The sequence below is a fragment of the Rhodococcus sp. 14-2470-1b genome (assembly GCF_002259415.1).
In the GTDB taxonomy this organism is placed as follows: Bacteria; Actinomycetota; Actinomycetes; order Mycobacteriales; family Mycobacteriaceae; genus Rhodococcoides.
The window spans coordinates 1-20,077 of record NZ_NPFY01000018.1 but is presented as its reverse complement, the minus strand read 5'-3'; the positions used below and the strand labels follow the sequence as shown (position 1 = coordinate 20,077).

Annotated in this window: 18 protein-coding genes and 1 pseudogene; 3 read left to right on the top strand and 16 right to left on the bottom strand. The window is 66.2% G+C overall.

Going from position 1 to position 20,077, the window contains the following annotated elements; translation table 11 throughout:
• Positions 1-70 precede the first annotated feature (70 nt).
• From panC to ftsH, 9 genes and pseudogenes are all read right to left on the bottom strand, one after another.
• Positions 71-949, bottom strand: a pseudogene (panC, locus tag CH293_RS14200) (pantoate--beta-alanine ligase); the annotation flags it as partial.
• Entirely contained in the window at positions 946-1,860 is a 915-nt protein-coding gene (locus CH293_RS14195) for a Rossmann-like and DUF2520 domain-containing protein (RefSeq protein WP_094720584.1), read from the bottom strand. The pseudogene panC and the gene CH293_RS14195, both read right to left, overlap by 4 nt.
• A gap of 123 nt (positions 1,861-1,983) precedes the next feature.
• Positions 1,984-3,246 carry a DUF6779 domain-containing protein gene (locus CH293_RS14190; protein ID WP_094720583.1) on the bottom strand — a complete coding sequence of 421 codons (1,263 nt, stop codon included), beginning with the start codon at positions 3,244-3,246 and terminating at the stop codon, positions 1,984-1,986.
• A 104-nt stretch (positions 3,247-3,350) separates the two neighbouring features.
• A complete protein-coding gene (locus CH293_RS14185; protein WP_193748934.1) occupies positions 3,351-3,815 on the bottom strand; it encodes a DUF3180 domain-containing protein in 465 nt (154 codons plus the stop codon).
• Between the two features lie 19 nt (positions 3,816-3,834).
• Positions 3,835-4,371: a 2-amino-4-hydroxy-6-hydroxymethyldihydropteridine diphosphokinase gene (gene folK, locus CH293_RS14180; protein ID WP_037112433.1), complete on the bottom strand. Its 537-nt coding sequence runs from the start codon at positions 4,369-4,371 to the stop codon at positions 3,835-3,837.
• The gene (gene folB, locus CH293_RS14175; RefSeq protein ID WP_037112478.1) at positions 4,368-4,730 is read right to left on the bottom strand and encodes a dihydroneopterin aldolase; all 363 of its coding nucleotides are present in this window, start codon (positions 4,728-4,730) and stop codon (positions 4,368-4,370) included. The genes folK and folB overlap by 4 nt, the downstream gene beginning before the upstream one ends.
• Before the next feature lie 14 nt (positions 4,731-4,744).
• The gene (gene folP, locus CH293_RS14170) at positions 4,745-5,587 is read right to left on the bottom strand and encodes a dihydropteroate synthase (protein ID WP_170945243.1); all 843 of its coding nucleotides are present in this window, start codon (positions 5,585-5,587) and stop codon (positions 4,745-4,747) included.
• Positions 5,584-6,210, bottom strand: a complete 627-nt coding sequence (folE, locus tag CH293_RS14165) for a GTP cyclohydrolase I FolE (protein WP_094720582.1) — start codon at positions 6,208-6,210, stop codon at positions 5,584-5,586. Before folE ends, folP begins: the two co-directional genes overlap by 4 nt.
• A gap of 103 nt (positions 6,211-6,313) precedes the next feature.
• Complete coding sequence (gene ftsH / locus CH293_RS14160; protein WP_094720581.1) at positions 6,314-9,202, bottom strand: ATP-dependent zinc metalloprotease FtsH; 2,889 nt, start codon at positions 9,200-9,202, stop codon at positions 6,314-6,316.
• 272 nt (positions 9,203-9,474) lie between these two features.
• On the opposite strand from ftsH, the gene CH293_RS14155 reads away from it, so the two are divergent.
• Positions 9,475-11,877 carry a serine/threonine-protein kinase gene (locus tag CH293_RS14155; protein ID WP_255122858.1) on the top strand — a complete coding sequence of 801 codons (2,403 nt, stop codon included), beginning with the start codon at positions 9,475-9,477 and terminating at the stop codon, positions 11,875-11,877.
• Here the strand turns inward: CH293_RS14155 and hpt are convergent.
• From hpt to dacB, 4 genes are read right to left on the bottom strand one after another with little or no spacing between them, the layout of a single operon-like run.
• The gene (gene hpt / locus CH293_RS14150; RefSeq protein ID WP_019663052.1) at positions 11,868-12,419 is read right to left on the bottom strand and encodes a hypoxanthine phosphoribosyltransferase; all 552 of its coding nucleotides are present in this window, start codon (positions 12,417-12,419) and stop codon (positions 11,868-11,870) included. The two genes, CH293_RS14155 and hpt, sit on opposite strands and share 10 nt — an antisense overlap.
• Before the next feature lie 34 nt (positions 12,420-12,453).
• Positions 12,454-13,467 (bottom strand): tRNA lysidine(34) synthetase TilS, encoded by a 1,014-nt coding sequence (gene tilS / locus CH293_RS14145; RefSeq protein WP_094720580.1) that lies wholly within the window; start codon positions 13,465-13,467, stop codon positions 12,454-12,456.
• A complete protein-coding gene (locus CH293_RS14140; RefSeq protein WP_176460011.1) occupies positions 13,443-14,465 on the bottom strand; it encodes a zinc-dependent metalloprotease in 1,023 nt (340 codons plus the stop codon). Before CH293_RS14140 ends, tilS begins: the two co-directional genes overlap by 25 nt.
• A gap of 53 nt (positions 14,466-14,518) precedes the next feature.
• Positions 14,519-15,928, bottom strand: coding sequence for a D-alanyl-D-alanine carboxypeptidase/D-alanyl-D-alanine-endopeptidase (dacB, locus tag CH293_RS14135; protein WP_094720578.1), 1,410 nt, complete (start codon positions 15,926-15,928; stop codon positions 14,519-14,521).
• A 178-nt stretch (positions 15,929-16,106) separates the two neighbouring features.
• Between dacB and CH293_RS14130 the strand changes: the two genes are divergently transcribed.
• Together CH293_RS14130 and CH293_RS14125 are read left to right on the top strand one after the other, a co-directional pair.
• A complete protein-coding gene (locus CH293_RS14130; protein ID WP_037112482.1) occupies positions 16,107-16,598 on the top strand; it encodes an inorganic diphosphatase in 492 nt (163 codons plus the stop codon).
• An 80-nt stretch (positions 16,599-16,678) separates the two neighbouring features.
• Positions 16,679-17,128, top strand: coding sequence for a PAS domain-containing protein (locus CH293_RS14125; RefSeq protein WP_019663047.1), 450 nt, complete (start codon positions 16,679-16,681; stop codon positions 17,126-17,128).
• 72 nt (positions 17,129-17,200) lie between these two features.
• Here the strand turns inward: CH293_RS14125 and CH293_RS14120 are convergent, their stop codons facing one another.
• Genes CH293_RS14120 through CH293_RS14110 form a run of 3 tightly spaced genes read right to left on the bottom strand, consistent with a single transcriptional unit; the run spans position 17,201 to position 19,637 of the window.
• Positions 17,201-18,277 (bottom strand): diguanylate cyclase, encoded by a 1,077-nt coding sequence (locus tag CH293_RS14120; protein ID WP_094720577.1) that lies wholly within the window; start codon positions 18,275-18,277, stop codon positions 17,201-17,203.
• A gap of 57 nt (positions 18,278-18,334) precedes the next feature.
• Complete coding sequence (locus CH293_RS14115; RefSeq protein WP_230594322.1) at positions 18,335-18,808, bottom strand: MarR family winged helix-turn-helix transcriptional regulator; 474 nt, start codon at positions 18,806-18,808, stop codon at positions 18,335-18,337.
• A gap of 1 nt (position 18,809) precedes the next feature.
• Positions 18,810-19,637: a crotonase/enoyl-CoA hydratase family protein gene (locus tag CH293_RS14110; protein ID WP_019663044.1), complete on the bottom strand. Its 828-nt coding sequence runs from the start codon at positions 19,635-19,637 to the stop codon at positions 18,810-18,812.
• Positions 19,638-20,077: the final 440 nt, after the last annotated feature.

Genomic DNA, 20,077 nt, shown 5'->3' with positions numbered 1-20,077 from the left:
CTGCTTCATCGGGTCGTTCCGCAGGCTCCACTCCTGCTTCATCGGGTCGTTCCGCAGGCTCCACTCCTGCTTCGAGGAAGCCGGTGCCCACGGCAACCCCGACGTTGTCGATGAGGCGGGTGGTTCCGATTCTGGCGGCGACGAGGAGTCGTCCGTCTCCTCGTTCCGGGGCCGGCCCGAGGTCCACGCCGCGGACCTCGAGGTAGTCCACGTCGACCTCGGGGACCGAGTCCAGCACACCCCGTGCGGTCGACAGGATCGCCGACACGCCACCCGCCGCTGCGTGCGCTCCGGCCACCAGAGCGGCCGAGAGCACCATCGCAGCGTCTCGTTGCGCGGAGTCCAAATATCGATTGCGGGAGGACAGTGCGAGGCCGTCCTGCTCGCGGACCGTCGGCACGCCGTAGATCTTCACGTCGAAGTTCAGATCGCGAACCATCTGACGGATCAGAGCGAGCTGCTGGTAATCCTTCTCGCCGAAGTATGCGGCGTGCGGCGCCGCGATCTGCAGCAACTTCGCGACCACGGTGAGCATGCCCGCGAAATGTGTCGGCCGAGACGCGCCTTCCAGCTCCGCCCCGAGCGGGCCCGGATGCACGCTGGTGCGCGGACCGGCCGGGTACATGTCCGACGAGGAGGGTGCGAACACCAACTCGACCCCCTCCCCGCGAAGCAACTCGACGTCGGCGTCGAGCGTGCGCGGGTATGCGTCCAGGTCCTCCCCTGCCCCGAACTGCAGAGGATTGACGAAGATCGACACGATGACGACAGCTCCGGTGAGCTTGGCCTGCCGGACGAGGTGGATGTGACCTGCGTGCAACGCACCCATCGTCGGCACGAGCGACACAGTTTTGCCCACTGCGCGAAGAGCTTTGGACACCGAGGTGATCACAGCGGGATCGTGGTGGACCGTGAGTTCCCCGGCCTTGTAGCTACCTGCCAGTGTCATCGTTCGCCTTCCAGAAACTCGACCAATGACGCGGGTGCGCCGATTCTCTGCGCGGACCGCAGCGACAGGGCTCGGTACCCCTCGGCTATCCGCGGGTCCACCTCACGCAGCACGCTCAGATGTTTCTGCACTGCGCCCAGGTCCCCGCGGGCGACCGGCCCCGTCAACGCAGACTGTCCACGTCGAAGCGCATTCTCCAGCGCAGCGGTCAGCAACGGCGCAAGAACACGCTGCGGCACACCCGGTTCGGTGTCCATACCGGGGAATCCCGGGCCGTCGAGAGCGACATGCAGAGCGTCGACGGCGTCGGCGACGAGGGTGACGAGATGATTGGATCCGTGCGCCAGAGCTGCGTGATACAGCGCTCGCTCCGTCTCCGCGACATGCACCGGTTCGCCGCCCAGTTCGAGTACGAGCGCCTGCGCGACCGCGTAACCGATCTCGTCGGCCGCAGTGATGCCGAAACACGCCGAGGCCAGTCGGTCCGTGTCCTCGGCGAGTCCGGAGAAGGTCATCGCTGGATGGATCGCCAGTGGCACAGCACCCTGAGCGGACAGCGGCGCCAGAATGCCCACACCGTTGGCGCCGGAAGTGTGCACGACGAGCTTGCCCGGCGCCACGACGCCCGTTGCCGCCAGACCCGTTGCGAGCGAGGCGAGTTCAGAATCGGGGACTGCGAGGATCAGCAACTCGGCTCGGGTGGCGACCTCGTCGACCGGCAGAATCTGCGTGTCGGGAAGGCGTGTGCGCGCACGATCCACCGAATCCTCGGACACCGCAGAGCAGGCGACGACGACGTGTCCGACGCGCTCGAGAGCTTCACCAAGCGCTGTGCCGACGCGACCTGCGGACACGATGCCGACCGCCAAACGCGCAGGTGCGGGATCAGCAGTGAACTCGGATGAGGTCACCGATTACTTCCTCTCGTTCGTTCCAGTCCCGCTCGGCGGGTACCAGACGTCCTGTCCAAGAGAATAGCCTCAGACGGCATGCACCGGCCACGGCGCATCTACGTGATCTACTTCACGGTTTTCTCAGTCGGCGCGACGACGGTGCCTGCGTTCGCTCGGTTCACCGGTACCCGATTGCAGTCCTGCCATGATCTCCGCGACCGAACGACCGTTGGAGTGCGCCCCGGCGCCGTCCCCATCCTCTGGTTCCGCCCGGCGCCGACGGCGTGCCCGCGGCTCGGGATCCGGAAGATCCCATTGTTGGGACGGGCTCTCGGGCTCGGGATCCTGCCGAACCTCGGGATCGGGCTGGGGATCGGGCTGGGGCTCGAGATCGGGCTGCGACTGCGGCTCTGCCACGACCTCGGCCGGAGAATCGTGCACCACGTCTGCGTACTCGGCTTCGGCCGTTGCTTCGGGCGTTGCTTCGGGCGTTGCTTCGGGCGTTGCTTCGAGTGACGGCTCCGGGTACGCCGACGGCGCAGCGGAGGCGCGGGGAGGCGTCGGGACCCGGCGGCCACCGCCGGGAGCACGCGTGTCACCTCGACCGTACTGCGCGGAATTCCCAGCACTGGAAACCCGGGCGCTGGAAGCCTGAGGACTGAAAGCCTGAGGACTGGAAGCTTGCGAGGTGGGAGCTTGCGTGTAGCCGAGTGGCACTTCGCTGCCGATCGGCACGTCGGGGTAGAGCACCGACGTTTCCGCGGTCACGGGTTCGTCGTACGGGTTGGCGATTCCTTGAACCGGCGACACCGGAGAGCTGGGCCGCTCGCCTCGCGGATCCCTGAGTGCGGAGTCGGGCTCGTTCGCGCCGGTACGTCCGGGGATGTACAACCCGGACGGCGCCGGCTGGTACCCGTCGTAGTTGCGGCCTCCGCCGAGCTCGGCCACCCGCGTCGCCTCGGCGCGGAGCGCTACCCGCTCGGTGGGAAGGTTGCCGTCGAACAACATCTGCAGGTTCTCCCGCAAGTGCGCGAGCTCGGCCCGCAGCGCCGCGACCTCACTGGTCTCGAGCTGCACTTCACTACGCACCCGCGCTTCCACGCCCAGCTCGTACTCCCGCCGGGCAGAGATTTCCCGCGCGAGTTGGAGCTCGTACACCGTTTGCAGGTCCTTGGCCTTCGTCTGATCCGCCGCGGCTTCGCGTCGATACTTCGTCATCGCGAACGCGCCCACGATTGCCGCCCACAACGCGGAGACGAGGCCCACCCGCAACCATTGGACGTTCTCGCTGAACAGCAGCAGCACACTCGCCGCGATGCCGAAGACGACCAACGCAGCTATGAACAACTGGCTCGCACTGCGCCGCGAACGGCGTGCGGCCTTTGCGCGAGTCGGTTCGGTCATGGCAACCAGGGTAGCTGGCGAATCGCCACGAACCGGTCAACCTCGGTTGTGGATCGCCACAGCACCTGCCGCGCTGTTCGGCCACGTGACGGGACGCACGCGAATCAGCGGGGATCGTCTCCGCGATCCTCCGGTGTGCGACAGCACTGTTCGAGCCACAGCGCAGCACCGACGAGAGCAAGTCCGGCAAGCAGTCCGACGATGGCTCCCGGCCTGTCGGCGGCCGCGGCTCGCACAGTCGACGCCTGCGGGAGGATGTGGACGAGAAAACCGGCCCAGATACCCGTCACAGCCGCACCCACCAGCGCCGACGCTTTCGCCAGGGCCAGGGCCCGAGCGGCCGTGATGGGGTGGACGTGGCGTGGTCCGTCGCCGATCCGGCTTGTCCCCACTCGCGACCGCAACACGAACGCGAAGATCAGCTCGCCGATCGCGATCGGGTACAGCGATGCGCCGACGAGCACCGACATCGGCGGAAGCATCCCGTAGAACGACCTGACCAGCAGCCACATCGCGACGGCTGCGAACAGCGCGATGGAAACGAGGTCTCGTACCCGTGTCGGTTTCATCTCGGTCATCCGCGCGCGTCTACTCTCGAGGGTTTTCTGCGGAGACGGGTGCCATGTCGGTCGCCCGGACGCCACTGCGTTCCTCGGCGCTCAACGTTGCGAGCCAGTCGTCGACGCGCCTGGCGTCGGTGCCGACCGCGAGGGTGGCGTCGGGCTCCACGTCGAGCCACGGGACCAGGACGAATGCACGCTCGTGCGCACGGGGATGCGGCAGCAACAATTGCGGATCGGTTCCGACGACGTCCTCGCCCGAGCCGGATCGGCAGACCACGATGTCCACGTCGAGGCTGCGAGGGCCCCACCGCACCTCGCGAACCCGCTCGGCGTTCGCTTCGCGTTCCCTGGCGAACTCCAGCCACTCGTACGGTCCGCGGTCCGGGTCGTCGGCGACGACGATCGCGTTCAGAAAATCCTGCTGTTCGATGCCGCCCCACGGCGCTGACACGTAAACCTTCGACACCGCTCGCAGTCGCGGGCCGAGATCGTCGGTGACGGATCGCAGGTGTGCGAGCGAATCACCGACGTTGCTGCCGATGGACAGTACGACCTGCGTCATGCGCGCACTCGGTGAGCAACGACGGCGACATCGACGAATTCCAGAGGAATCGGAGCCGACGGCTTGTGCAACACCACTTCGACGGCGTCGACCCGGGTGTCGGCCATCACCGAATCTGCGATCTCGGCGGCGACCGTTTCGATCAGATCCCGTGGCGGGCCGGCCACGATGGCGGCGGCGGCTTCGGCCAGTTCGCCGTAGTGCAACGTCGCCGTCAGGTCGTCGGACGCAGCGGCCGGCTTCAGATCCATCCAGACGGTGATGTCCACGACGAAGTCCTGGCCATCGCGCTTCTCGAAGTCGAAGACTCCGTGGTGTCCGCGAACCTTCAACCCGCGCAACTCGATTCGGTCGCTCACCTGATGCTCGCCCGTCATGCGCTCGCCTCCCATGCGTCGACGACTGCCACCGCATCCAGGGTGGAGCGGGCGTCGTGCACGCGTACGCCCCACGCCCCTGCTGCTACCGCAAGCGCCGATACGACTGCCGTCGCGACCTCACGTCCGGCCGGCGGGCGGTCGACGCCGTCCTGAGCCAACAGCGCCCCGAGGAAACGCTTGCGCGACGCCCCGATCAGGACGGGCATCCCCAATTCCACGAACGTGGGAATCGCATGTAGTAGTTGCCAGTTGTGGTGGGCGTTCTTGGCGAAACCGAGGCCCGGATCCAACACGATGTTGGATCGGTCGACCCCGGCAGCGGTCGCGCGATCCACCTGGTGAAGCAGCTCGCGTCGAACGTCCGCCACGACGTCGTCGTAGTGATCGGCCGCACCGGAGTGCGCGTAGTTCTCCGAGCTCCGCCAGTGCATCAGGATCCACGGCACACCTGCATCCGCGACGACCGACGCCATGTCCGGATCGGCCCGGCCACCGGACACGTCGTTGACGATGGTGACGCCTGCGTCGATCGCAGCGGCGGCAACCGATGCGCGCATCGTGTCGACGCTCGTCGAGATGCCCTGTTCAGCGAGCGCGGATATCACCGGTACCACTCGCCGGGCTTCGACCTCCGGATCGATGCGCTCCGCCCCCGGACGCGTCGATTCACCACCGACGTCGACGATGTCCACACCCATGGCGTGCAGCTGGACACCGTGTGCGACGGCAGCATCGACGTCGAGATACCGACCACCGTCGGAGAAGGAATCCGCAGTGACGTTGAGAACGCCCATCACCACATGGGCGCCGGGCCGAAACGGCCGAAAAGACGTCATTTCCGCAGAATCAGATCCAACGCCTCGGATCGAGACGCTGCACTCGACTGGAAAAGTCCGCGGACGGCCGACGTCGTCGTGCTGGCTCCTGGCTTGCGGATGCCGCGCATCGCCATGCACAGATGCTCCGCTTCGATCACGACGATGGCGCCGCGCGGGTCGAGCTTGCGCATCACGGCGTCGGCAATCTGGCTGGTCAGACGCTCCTGCACCTGCGGACGCTTGGCGTAGAGATCCACGACGCGTGCCAGCTTGGACAGGCCGGTCACCTTGCCGCTCTTGCCGGGGATGTACCCGACGTGGGCGACGCCGTGGAACGAGACCAGGTGGTGCTCGCACGTCGAGAACATCGGTATACCCCGCACCAGAACGAGTTCCTGGTGGCCCTCGTCGAACGTCGTGTTCAGCACCGAATCAGGGTTCGTGTAGAGCCCGCCGAACATCTCCTTGTATGCACGTGCCACGCGCGCCGGGGTGTCGAGCAGGCCTGCACGGTCAGGATCTTCCCCGACCGCGATCAGCAGCTCACGGACCGCGGCCTCGGCGCGCGGCTGGTCGAACGTGCGCCCTGTTGCAACTGCGACGAGGTTGTCCGGCGCAACCGGGGCGCCCTCATCGTCCATCTGCGTGACTGACACGTGTGCTCTTTCCTTCGGTCCACCCGCGGCTCACAACCGCAGGCCCACTCATTGCGCCGCGTAAGCCTATCGCCCGATCCCGAAAGACCTAACTGTGCCCGCCGGGACCTTCCCACCGCTGTGTGCGAGGACCTTCGTCGCCGCCTTGCTCGGACTCCGGCGCCTCAGGACGCTGGGAATCAGGACGCTGGGAATCAGGACGCTGGGAATCAGGACGCTGGGAATCAGGTTGCTGGGGCACGGGGCCGCCGAGGGGCAATCCGCCCAGCGGATCCCACTGCGAACCGGCGGGGTCGCGGTACTGAGGAGACGGGCGCTGGTCGCCGTACTGACCCGATGCATCCGAGCTTCCACCCTGGCCTGCCGAACCCTGAGTGTCGGGCGCGTCAACGGAGTCCGGGGTGCCGGACCTGCCGTCGTTACCGGGCTCTCGGTACTCCGGGGGCTGGTACTGAGGAGGACGGTACTGAGGAGACTGGTACGTCGGTGGCGCTTGGAATTGCGGACCCGATTCACCCGGGCGACCACCGCCGGGACCGGACGCGTCACGCGGGGGCCAGCCCGGCGCCGACCAGCCGGCAGGTGCGCCGTAATCCGGGCGCGATCGCGGAGTCTCGGGGTTCCGGTAACTGCCGCCACCGTTGTATGTGCCACCACCGTTGTATGTGCCACCACCGTTGTACGCACCGCCACCGGTGTAGTTCCCGCCCGGATAGTTGCCGTTGCCCGGGTGGCTACCCGTGGCATCGGGACCACCGGAGTGCTGGCCTCCGCGCGATCCACCGTTGTACGGGGCACTGCCGTACGGCGTGCCGCCGTTCGCAGGTCCACCGTTCGCAGGACCACCGTTCGCAGGACCACCGTTGTGCGGGGAACCGTTGGCCGGGGCACCGTTGGTGTGCGCTCCTGGCCTGCCGCCGTTGTACCCCTCCTGACCGTTGTACCCGTCCTGACCGGACTTGGTCAGCTGCGGGGAACCTGCGTAGCTGGGCTGCGGGAACTGTTGCGGCGGAACGACCTTGGGCGCAATGGGCGGCGGAGGCCACGGCTCGCCGCGTTCGATCGCGAGCTCACCCGGCGTCTTCACCGGGGGCTTGTCCGACGGGATGCGCTCGCCGAAGTCGTTGAACAGAGTGATCCGCGGACGTTTGGTGACGCCCGTGAAGATCTTCTCGAGATCCTTTCGGGTCAGTGTCTCGCGCTCCAACAATTCGGTCGCAAGGGTGTCCAGCACGTCGCGGTACTCGTTCAGAATGGCCCACGCCTCGGTGTGCGCGGCTTCGATGAGCTTGCGCACCTCCTCGTCGATCTCGCGGGCAACCTCGTGCGAGAAGTCCGACTGCACACCCATCGAGCGGCCGAGGAACGGGTCACCCTGTTCCTGCCCGTAGCGGACTGCACCGAGCTTGCTGCTCATGCCGTACTCGGTCACCATCGCGCGAGCGATCTTGGTCGCCTGGTCGATGTCCGAGGATGCGCCTGTCGTCGGCTCGTGGAACACGAGCTCCTCGGCGGCGCGGCCACCCATCGCCATGACGAGCCGCGCGATCATTTCCGACCTGGTCATCAGGCCCTTGTCGTCCTCGGGGACGGTCATGGCGTGACCACCCGTGCGACCGCGGGCGAGGATCGTGACCTTGTAGACGGGCTCGATGTCCGGCATCGCCCACGCCGCGAGAGTGTGGCCACCTTCGTGGTACGCGGTGATCTTCTTCTCGTGCTCGCTGATGATCCGGCTCTTCCGGCGCGGCCCTCCGACCACGCGGTCGACGGATTCCTCCAACGCGGCCTCCGTGATGACGGTGCCGTTCTCGCGGGCCGTCAGCAGAGCGGCCTCGTTGATGACGTTGGCGAGGTCCGCACCGGACATTCCGACGGTCCGCTTGGCGAGACCTTCCAGATCGGCGTCCTGAGCGACGGGCTTACCCGCGGAGTGCACCGCGAGGATTGCCCGTCGACCGGCCAGATCGGGAGCACCGACTGGAATCTGGCGGTCGAAACGGCCTGGTCGCAGCAGCGCCGGGTCGAGGATGTCGGGGCGGTTGGTGGCGGCGATCAAGATGACGCCGGTGCGCTCGCCGAATCCGTCCATCTCGACGAGAAGCTGGTTGAGGGTCTGCTCACGCTCGTCGTGGCCACCACCCATGCCGGCGCCACGCTGACGACCGACGGCGTCGATCTCGTCGACGAAGATGATGCACGGGCTGTTCTGCTTGGCCTGCTCGAACAGATCGCGGACACGGGAAGCACCGACACCGACGAACATCTCGACGAAGTCCGAGCCGGAGATGGTGAAGAACGGAACGCCTGCTTCACCGGCGACGGCGCGCGCCAGCAGTGTCTTGCCGGTTCCGGGAGGGCCGTACAGCAGCACACCGCGCGGAATCTTCGCGCCGAGCGACTGGTAGCGAGCCGGGTTCTGCAGGAAGTCCTTGATCTCGTACAGCTCTTCGACTGCCTCGTCGGCACCTGCGACGTCCTGGAACGTCGTCTTGGGCATGTCCTTGCTGAGTTGCTTGGCCTTCGACTTGCCGAAGCCCATGACGCCGCCGCGGCCACCACCCTGCATGCGACTCATGATGAAGATGAAGACGCCGAGCAGAATCAGCATCGGAAGAACGAACAGCAGCAGCGACGACACCCAGCTGTCCTGGCTGACGACGGTGTTGTAGCTTTCGAGACCGTCTGCGCTGACCTTGTCGAAGATGGTCTGCGACGCCGAGTCCGGATACTTCGCGATGATCTGCGTTTCGTTCTCGGTGGCGTCGTTGCCGTTCTTCAGGGTGAGGCGGACCTGCTGCTCGCGGTCGTCGATCTGGGCCTTCTCGACGTTGTTGTCGTCGAGCTGGGCGATGGCCACCGACGTGTCGACGGACTTCCAGTCCCTCGTGTCGTTTCCGAAGTAGCTGAAAGCGAAAATCGCCAGCAGTATCGCAAACACGATGGCCAGGTTCCGTATAACTGTCTTCCGATTCATACAGCTTCAGCCGAGACGGCCTCGTCCTTTCCAGTTCCAGTTACCGGGCCACTCTGCTGGTTCAGCTCGAGCACCGGATGCCCCAGGTTACCGCGAGCAGCCGCGGCGTACTCGTGGTGCGGTAACCCGGCGATACATCCCCCACGCCGTTCGCCCGACGGATGTATCACGATTCTCCCCCATCCAACGCACATCACGCCTTTCCGGTTCCCCGTGCCGGTCACGAAAAAATACCAGCAGTCCACGGGCCACTTCGGGTCTATCGTTGGTCCGTGCAGCCCGGCTCGGATGGAGTCAGTGCCTTTGCGAACGACGTTCCTGCCAGTGCGGACGCCGTCCGGACAGTTGCTGCTGCCCAGCCGGTACCGGTAGAAGCAGAACGCAGGTTGCGGCGAGACTGGCGCACCGCCCAGGCCGAGGGCGGGTCGTCGGTGCCGGACCTGGCGGATTACCTTCCCGATTCGGAGTTCATCCGGCGCCAGTGTCTGATGCAGTTGATCGCCGTCGACCTCCAGGAGCGCTGGCTGCGGGCGCATCGACCGAAGCGGCTGGCCGAGTACTGCGCTGATTTCCGGTCGGTTCTGACCGGTTTCGACGTGGGATCGCTTCCGGTGGACCTGGTCTACGAGGAGTTCTGCATTCGCCGTCAGAGCGGGGATTCGGTGACGCCCGCCCAGTACGTCCGCGAGTACCCGGCGCACGAGGACGCGTTGGCTCGGTTGTTGAACATCGGGAGCGGCGATAACACCGAGATGCAGCCCCCGGACCTGGACGCGACGGGACGACAGGAAACGAGCCCCCAGGAAACCAGCCCCCAGGAAACGACCCCCGGCGCGGCGCCGACGCACCCCGGATCGTCGGACGAGCTGGAAGATCTCGACGCGGGTGATCGCGTCGACGATTTCGATCTGCTGATGGGCCTCGGCCGCGGCGCGTTCGCCCGCGTGTTTCTGGCCCGGCAGCGTTCGATGCAGCGAATCGTCGCGGTGAAAATCTCCTCCGACCACGGCAGTGAGCCGCAGATGCTCGCCCAGCTCGATCACGACTACATCGTCCGAGTCTTCGACCAACGGATACTGCCCGGTCGAGGACTTCGTCTGCTGTACATGCAGTATCTGCCAGGCGGGACACTTCTCGATCTACTTCGGCGGGTGCGTGCCTGTTCAGTCGAATCGCGCAGCGGTCAGCTGCTACTGGATACCGTCGACGCCGCACTCGAATCGCGAGGAAGCGTCGTTCCGACGGATTCGTCCATCCGCGAACATATTTCGTCCCTGTCGTGGCCGGAGACCGTCGCGTGGCTGGGTCGGCGGCTCGCGGACGCGCTGCAGTACGCGGGCGAGCACGGAATCCTGCACCGCGACATCAAACCGGCCAACATACTGCTCACCGCCGAGGGCGTGCCCAAACTCGCGGATTTCAACATCGGATTCTCCGACCAGGTCGACGGTGACAGCCCCGTCGCCTACTTCGGCGGATCCCTGTCCTACATGTCCCCGGAACAGCTGGAGGCGTGTCACCCGTCGCGACCGGGGCGTGCCGACCAACTCGATACCCGCAGCGACCTGTATTCCCTCGGTGTCGTGTTGTGGGAGTTGCTCACCGGCAGAAAACCGTTCGACGACGCATCGGCGGCGGACGTCGACGGAGACCGCACGGTCATCGACGCTCTGCTCACGGCCCGTGAGAACGGCGTGACGGCTGCCGCGCAGGCGTCGCTGCCTGCGGACTGTCCGGCCACGTTGCGCCGTGTCCTGCTGACCTGCCTGTCCGCCGACGTCGACCAGCGCCTGCCCGGTGGTCACGACGTGGCGCAACAGTTGGATCTGTGCCTGGATCGTCGTGCGCGTGGTCTGGTCGACCCGCCGCCGACGAGTCCTCGCGCCCGGCTTCGACCGTTCACCGTGCCGGTGATGACTGCCGCGATCGGGATCCCCAACGTCACGGCCGCCGTCTACAACTACCAGCACAACAAGGCGCTGATCATCGGTGATCTGATCCCGGTGGCGCAGGACCGATTCGAGACAGTGACGGTGGTCATCAATGGCTTGTTCTGGCCGATCGGGCTCGCCTTGATCGTTTACTTCTTCCGACATGTCCTCTCGGTCCCGGCAGCCCTGCGTGCCGGTCGGGACGTGTCCGACGACCGACTGGCGCAGGCTCGGGCGGACACCCTTCGTGCCGCGGGCAGGGTCGTGGCGGTGTGCCTCGGACTGTGGGTATGCGCCGGAGTCGCGTTCCCGGTGTCCCTGCAGATCGCCGCTGGATCGGTGCCGGGTCAGGCGTACGTCCATTTCATCGCGTCACTGGTCGTCTGCGGCGCGATGGCGACGGCCTACCCGTTCTTCCTTGTGTCGCTGTTCACCGTTCGATGCCTGTACCCGTCGCTCCTTCCGTACGGAAGCGCAGGCGAAAGGGATCACGCTCTGCTCGACGCACTGAGCCGTCGAAGCGTCGGCTACCTGACGATCGCCGCCGCCATCCCGCTGGTTGCCGTCGCCGGCCTCACGTTCGTTCCGGCGTCGGACATCCCTGGTGTCCTCGACGTCGTGCGCGTGGTGTGCATCGGGGGCATCGCCGCCTTCGTGGCGTCGTACGCGATTTTCCGATCGGTGGAGCTCGACCTCGGCGCGCTACGTCGAGTGGTGTCGCGAAAGCCGACGAATCAGCTGTAGACGTGCGGTGCGAGTGTCCCGATGTACGGCAGGTCCCGGTACCGCTCGTTGTAGTCCAGGCCGTACCCGACGACGAACTCGTTGGGGATGTCGAAGCCGACATCGGAGACCTCGACGTCGACCTTGATGGCGTCGGGCTTACGCAGCAACGTCACCACCGACAGGGACGCCGGGTTGCGCGTCGCGAGGTTGCGCTTGAGCCAGGACAGCGTGAGGCCCGAGTCGATGATGTCCTCGACGATGAGCACGTGCCTGCCGTTGATGTCGCGGTCCAGGTCCTTCAGGATCCGCACGACGCCCGAGGACGACGTGGACGATCCGTACGAACTGACGGCCATGAACTCCAGCTGCGTCGGAATGGGGAGGGCACGCGCGAAGTCCGTCATGAACATGATGGCGCCCTTGAGCACGCCGACCAACAACAGATCACCCTCCGGCGCATCCACCGGGTACCGCTTCGCGATGGTCTCGGCCAGCTCGGCGGTGCGGTCTCTGATCTGCTCTTCCGAGATGAGAATCGATTCGATGTCGCCCTCGTACACGCCGGGTCCCTTCAGGTGTTTCTCGTGGTCGGATTCAGTTCCATTCGAGCTCTGCGTTCAGCCTGCCATGTCGACGCCCCACCACCAACCTCGCACCCGTCGGTGCACCGCTCACTGCGACTCCCCCTTGCCCGCGCCACACACCCACGAGATCGTCGACGAGCCGTAACTGTTTGTCCGACAGACCTTTCGCGCCGCGCTCCAACAGCCACAGCCGCAGTGCTCGTCGACGAAGCGCAGCAGGGCGCTCGGTGAGCACCGTCACCAGAACCGCGTCACCGTCGCGCGCGAGGTCGAGCAGTTCGGCGGACAGGTCGTCGAGAACCTGCGCGTCCTCCCGTATCTGGGTGGCCGTCCGGCCGAGGGCCTCCGCGACGGCGCCGCCGAGGACGTCGTCGAGCAGTGGCAGGACTTCGTGCCGGAGTCGGACTCTGGTGAACGCCGCGTCGGTGTTGTGCGGGTCCTCGAACGGGACGACGCCGAGTTCGCGGCACGCCTGACGGGTCACGGATCGACGCACGCCCAGCAGCGGACGCCCCCACGGATCGTCCCACTCCTGCATCCCGGCGATCGACCGCGGACCGGATCCTCGCGCCAGGCCGAGCAGCACGGTCTCGGCCTGATCGTCGAGCGTGTGCGCAACCAGAACCGGCCTGCCTGCACGCGCCTCGCCCAAGGCGTCGTACCGGGCGCGCCTGGCAGCCGCCTCCATCCCACCGGAATGTCCGACGTCGACCGCCAGAACCACGGCATCACTGCACCCGAAGGCCACCGCCTGCGCCGCCGCCGCGGCCGCGACGTCGGCGGATCCCTGCTGCAGACCGTGATCGACGACGAGGGCGAGAGCATCCGGTACTTCGGCGACGGCGGCCGCGGTCAGGGCCAAGGAATCCGCGCCACCGGACAAGGCCACGGCAACGGGCCCACCGCCATGATCGGCCGACCACGAGCGGACGGCATGCCGGACGCCCAGAATCGCCGGTTCCTCGGGAAGCAGCACCGGCCGCGTCCGATCGGCCCGACTCAGCCGAGGACGCGCGCGATCCACCGGTCGGGATCCTCGATTTCGGCGAGTAGCGGCAACGTGTCACCGTCGGTCCAGATCGTGTTGAACCGTTCCATCCCGACTGCGCCGACGACGTGGTCGACGAAGGCCTTGCCGCGCACGTACTGCGCCATCTTGGCGTCCACACCGAGCAGTGCTCGCACAACTCGCTGGAGAGGGTTCTGCTTTCGTCGCCGACGACCGTCGAAGGCACTGCGGATCTGGGCGACGGACGGGACAACCGCGGGCCCGACTGCGTCCATGACGTGGTCGGCATGGCCCTCGAGGAGGGTGCCGAGAACCAGCAGGCGATCGATCGCGTCGCGCGTCTGCGCCGGCTGCGTCGCGCGGAGCAGCCCGACGATTCCGGCGTCCTCGGCCTTGTCCGATCCTTTACGGTTCTTGAGCGCAGCGGTGAGCCGGGACGCGACTTCGCTCACCGGCTCGTCGACGCCGTCGGACAGCAGGGCCACGTTGCTGCGCATGTACTCGCCCAGCCACGGCGCCGACGAGAACTGCACCCGGTGGGTCACTTCGTGGAGGCAGACCCACAACCGAAAGTCGCTGGGCGAGACACGAAGTGCGCGTTCGACGGCAATGATGTTGGGCGCGACGAGAAGCAGCGTTCCGTTCTCGCCCGTGAACGGATCGTACTGTCCCAGAATGGCACTCGACAGAAACGCGAGCATCGCCCCCGCCTGCAGTCCAGCGGGCTTTCCTCCGAGCAGGCCGGACGGCTCGGTGTCCACCTCTCCGGTCAGGTGCTTCATCGACGCGGCAGCCGCCTCGATCCAGCCGGCGCGGTCGACGATCTGTGCCTGCGGCACCGCAAGGCCGTCGGCCAGGCCGGTGGTGTCACGAACCGGTCCCTCGGCACGGACGGACGCCTCGGCGAGTTCGGCGACGATGGCATCGGCGGTGTACCGGGACGTCGAGGGAGGTTTCGGGGCGAGTTTGGCGCCGGTCTTCGACGCCAACGCCCAGTCGACGGATGCCCCGATCCCACCGGGAGCCTGGGCGTCGTCCTCGCGCTGTGAATCCGTGTTCGAGCGGGTCACCGGCAACCACACATCCTGAGTGTCGACGCCACTGCGTCCAGTGCCGGCCGTGATATCTCCGGCGGTCGGTCGTTGGACATCAGAGCGAACGTGAGTGCCCTTCCGTCGACGTCGACGACGTATCCGGCGAGAGCGCTTGCTGCTGACAGTGTGCCAGTTTTCGCCCTGACCCATCCGGCGCCGATGCGGTCGTCGCTCGCGTAGCGGTCGGACAGGGTTCCGGTGGAACCGGCGACCGGCAGGTAGTCGAGCATCGGGCGAAGCTCTTCGCGCTCGGTACCGGCGGCGGACGTCAGGATCTGATCGAGGATTCGAGCGGGTATGCGGTCGTCGACGGACAGGCCGGAGGCATCGTGGAGTGTCATTCCGGTGAGGTCGTAGCCTGCCGAGAACAGCGCCTGCCCGATCGAGTCCACCGCCCCGGTGAACGACGCCGACGTGTTCGTCTCGATCGCGATCTCGCGTCCGATGGCTTCGGCGAGGACGTTGTCGGACCGGCCCATCATCTGGCCCAGTCGCTCACGAAGCGGCGCCGACTGCACGCTGGCAACCTGGTCGGCTCCGTCCTGCGCTGTTCCGGTCGTGACGCGCGCCTGATCGATCCCGAGCCCGCGTGCAAGCGCGCGACCTGCGTCGAGGGCAGGCTGGGCACTGCGGGGCGACTCGTCCTCCAGCGGTACCGACCTACCTCCGTCGATCATGATCGGTTCGATGGGCGTGATGTAACCGGCGGCAACGTCCGGATCGAACCATCCCTGCGCCATCGTCGGGCCGGAGTAGATCGAGGTGTCGACGACGATGCGGTCGACGGGCACACCCGAACGCTGGATCTGCTCCACGAGATCGTCGATCCGTGCCGCTCCCGGATAGAAGCCGGGGCTTCCCTTCGGCTGGGCGGTGATGGTCGGGTCGCCCGCGGCGACGATCACGATCTCGCCGTCGCTCTGCCCCTTGACCACCCGCGTGGTCACTCGGTGGTTCGACGGCATGGACAGCATCGCCGCGGCCGCGGTCAGCACCTTCGTCGTGGACGCAGGAGTCATGGGGGTGTCGCCGCCGGAGGACCACAGCACATCGCCGCTGACCGCGTCGGCGACGACTCCGGTGAAGGCGCCGAGTGCGTCCACTCCGACGACCGGCGCCAGGGCGGCCGCCACACCGGCTGCGGTGGGCGCGACTGCAGCATCGGATACCGGGGTGAACGCCGGATCGAGCTGGATCGGGTCCGGTTCGGGTGCGGACGCGGCCTGCGACTCGTCGCCCGAGATGCCGGGAACGATCGCGGCGACCGCGGTTCCGCCGGCGGCCAAGGCCACGATCACGCCCAGCACGAGCAGGACTCTGGTCCGTCGGCGCTTGCGCCCCGCCGTCGGGCCGAGAGAACGCTTGGTCAACCCCGCCACCATTCCTCCGTCAGTTCAATTCCGCCATGTGAGCAGAAATGTGTCCCCCAGGACGCATTTCTGCTCACAACGGCTCGGCGACAGTCCCTCAACACTATCGCCCTGTCCGGTACGCTTGCGCCGCCACCATCGTGCGTCACTTCGGGCGCACCCAACGTAGAAGAAGAGCGAGGGCGTGCACGTGTCGTTCGACGTCACCATCGAGATCCCCAAGGGTCAGCGCAACAAGTACGAGGTCGACCACAAGTCGGGTCGCGTTCGGCTTGACCGCTACCTCTACACGGCGATGGCATACCCGGCCGATTACGGCTTCATCGAAGGCACCCTCGGCGAGGACGGCGATCCGTTGGACGCGTTCGTTCTGCTCCCGGAATCGGTGTTTCCCGGCGTCATCGTCGAAGCACGCCCGGTTGCGATGTTCAAGATGGTCGACGAGGCAGGCGGCGACGACAAGGTGCTGTGTGTTCCCGCGGGCGACAAGCGCTGGGATCACATCCAGGACCTCTCCGACGTGTCGACGTTCGAGCTGGAGGCCATCAAGCATTTCTTCGTTCACTACAAGGACCTCGAGCCGAACAAGCACGTCACCGCGGCCGACTGGGTGGGGCGCGCCGAGGCCGAGGCGGAAATCGCCGCATCGTTCAAACGTTTGGCGGACAATCCGGAGCACTGACACACGATGCTCGGGCATCGTGGGGTGAAGAGAGAACTTCGAGCAACGTAAACCAGGGAAAGCATCAGGTGGGGAGAAACATGACCGACAGCAACACGACCGGCGAGCGTCGTAATTCGGAATCGCGAGCCATTTCCGATCCGGCACAGTTTCCCGATCTTCCCGTCACGGTCGTTCTCGACCGGATTCCGGTGCCGATTCTGGCCGTCGACCCCAGTGGCGCGATCGTGTTCGCCAACGAAGCGTTCGACGAACTCTTCGGCACGGACCGGTCCGAGCCCGCGGATTTCCACCTGCACGACATCTTCCCCGACCAGGCGCCCGAGGGTGTCAACGTCGCGGACATGTTCCTGACGACCGTCGCCACCCGCGCCGATTCACTGTGGCGCATGACCGACAAGACCGGTGACGTTGTTCAGGTCCGGGCCAGCAAGTCGATCCTCCGGCGTGCGGAGGACAACCTGGTACTCGTCGCGCTCGAAGATTTCACCGATCAGCTCTGGAACGACCCGAAGAGCGCACTGCGCTGACGGCTCGGCCCACGTTCCGTATGCCTCGACAGGGGCCCGCGGGACGTGGGCTGTCTGCTTGGCATGGGCTGTTCACTTGTCGAACACACGCACCTGGTTGCCGCCCGACCGTTTCGCCTCGTACATGGCGGCGTCGGCCTTCAACAGGGCTGAATGAATCATCGCCGAGGCATCCTGCGGCTGCAGACTCTTCCACCGGTCGACGGACACGACGGCGGCTCCGACGCTTCCCGTGACCGACACTTCGTCGGCAGGCTCGTGCAGAGATTCGAGGATTCGGCCCGCGACTTCGGGCGCCTGGGACCTCGTCAGTCGCACCGCAGCCGTGAACTCTTCACCACCGGTGCGGGCCACGCAGGACTCGTCGGGCACGACGGCTTCGAGACGGTGCGCCGTCGACCTCAGCACCCGATCTCCCGCAGCGTGGCCGCGACTGTCGTTGACGGACTTGAACCGATCGAGATCGACGACGAACACTGCGACGTCGTCTCCGTCGCCGGACTCGATCAGCAGTCGTTCGATCCGAACTTCGAATCCGCGTCGATTCAGCAACCCGGTGAGCGAGTCGGTGACCGCGAGTTCCAACTGCGCTTTGATGACAGCTCGGAACACGATCACGGAATTGACCACGACCAGGGCGACGAGCGCCTGGGCAACGACGGACGCGGCGTCGTGCACCCCCTCGATGTAGGTGCCGATGGCCAGGACCACGATCACCGCGCTGACGAAGAGAGAATGCAGCCGTAGAACCTTGGTGGACGAGAAATACGCGATGTAGATGCCGATCACGGCGAACAGCACGGTCGCGTACAGCGCGAGCCCGCGCTCGGCCAACGTGAACAGAACGGTGGCCACGCCCAGGTCGGCGTAGAGAACGAACCATCCCGGCATGCGCACGACTTCGCGGCCGTGCACCCACCACCACGCCCCGACCGGGAGAGTCGAGAGCAGCACGGCACCACACAGAATGCGTCGAAGATCCGATGACGGGCCCTCGTCCGAGAGCATCACCACGGCGCCGATGACGGCGAACACAGGAACGAGAACCGCGATACCCAGACCGACCCTGCGCTCGAGTCGATCCGCCGGGGCGGTCCTTGCGCGTAGCCGGAAGGTACGCGGGATCCACCGTCGTGTGCCGTCCAGCACCGCGTCCTCCCTAGTGGTCAGCTGCCCGAATTCACTGTCCCCGGGCGATCGACTCGTTCAGTCGCGGCCGGAGGGTGCGTCGGGCCGGACTCGCTCGTAGTCGGTCAGGAACCGGTCCAGCAGGTCGACGAGCGCAACCCGATCTTCCTGAGTCCAATCGGCCAGTACCAGCCCGAGGCTGTCGGTGCGCTTGCGGTGCATCCGGTCGGCGACGCTGCGGCCGGTCTCGGTGACCGCGAGGACGTACGCGCGGCCGTCCTTCTCGTCACGCACACGCTGTACGTGGCCGTGCTCCACCAACTGCGCAACCTGCCGGCTCACGGTCGACGGGTCCGAATTCACCAGAGTCGCAAGCTCACTCGATCGCATCGGCCCGTCGCGCAGCAGCCGGAAGAGGCAGACGAATGCTGCGCCTTCCACGCCACCGGACTCGACGGACATCTGGGCCAATTTCCGCTCGCGAATGCGCTGCAATCGCACGAGCTGGGTGCCCAGTTCCTCGGCGGTGTCGATGTCGGCGGTACCACTCACGTCAGCTGCCACTGAAGTTCGCCGGTCGTTTCTCGAACACGGAGGTGATCGCCTCGGTGAGGTCGTTCGACGCCAGGAACGCTGCGTTCCAGGCCGCGACGTAGCGGAGACTGTCGTCGACGGCGGCGGACCGCGAATGGTCGAGGACCGTCTTGATTCCGTGTACGACGAGCGGAGGGTTGGCGGCGATCTCCGCCGCGGTCGCCCGAGCGCCTGCGAGCAACGCGTCCTGATCCTCGAAGACGTCGTTCACGAGCCCGATCTTCTCCGCACGAGCGGCGTCGATGTCCTTGCCGGTGAGCGCGAGCTCACGCAGGTGTCCGTCGCCGATGATCGCGGGTAGACGTGCAAGCGAACCCATGTCCGCGACGATCGCGACCTTGACCTCTCGAACACTGAACTTGGCGTCGGCACTGGCGTAGCGAATATCGGCGGCGCTGATCAGGTCGAGGCCACCGCCGATGCACCAGCCGTGCACCGCCGCGACGACGGGCTTGCGGCAGTCGGCGACAGCGTTCGAGGCCAGCTGCATGCGCTTGATGGTGTCGTGGAAGGTGGTGCGCGGACCCGCGAGCGCCTTGTCCGCCATGAGCGGCGCGAACTCCCCGCCCATGGCAGCCAGATCGAGGCCGTACGTGAAGTTCTTGCCGGATCCGGTGAGCAGAACTGCGCGCACCTCGTCGTCGGCGTCCAACTCGGCGAACAACCGCGGGCACTCGCTCCAGAAATCAGGCCCCATCGCGTTGCCCTTACCCGGCCCGAGCAGCGTCACCGACGCGATATGGTCGGAAATCTCGACCGAGAATGCGTTCCAGTTCCGTTCCGTCATGGACCCGAGAGTAACAAGCCTCGGGCAGCCCACCTCGGCTGTCGGCACAGGTCGCATCAACAGCAGTTCTTCGGTGTCGATCACGCGTTCTCGAAGGCCTTCTCATCGATAGTCGAGCCGGCTGCATCGCAGCGTCTCGACAGCATGCTCGACGCATTTTTGTCGGTGTCGTGTGCTAGCAGATCGAACTTCGAAAACGGTTGCCCCACAACCCGAAAGACCTTGCAGCCGAACAGAACGGGCGGTATATTCGAACATACGTTCCCATGAACCGGGGGGGGTTCACCACATGCCACACACCACCACACCCAGCAGATACGCCCGCTACCTGGGCCCACACCCACCACCCACCATCGACCCAACACTCCTGACCGAACTCACCGACGCAGCCAGAGAAGAAAACAAAGCCTGCGCACGCAAAGTCGCCCACGCCGCACGCA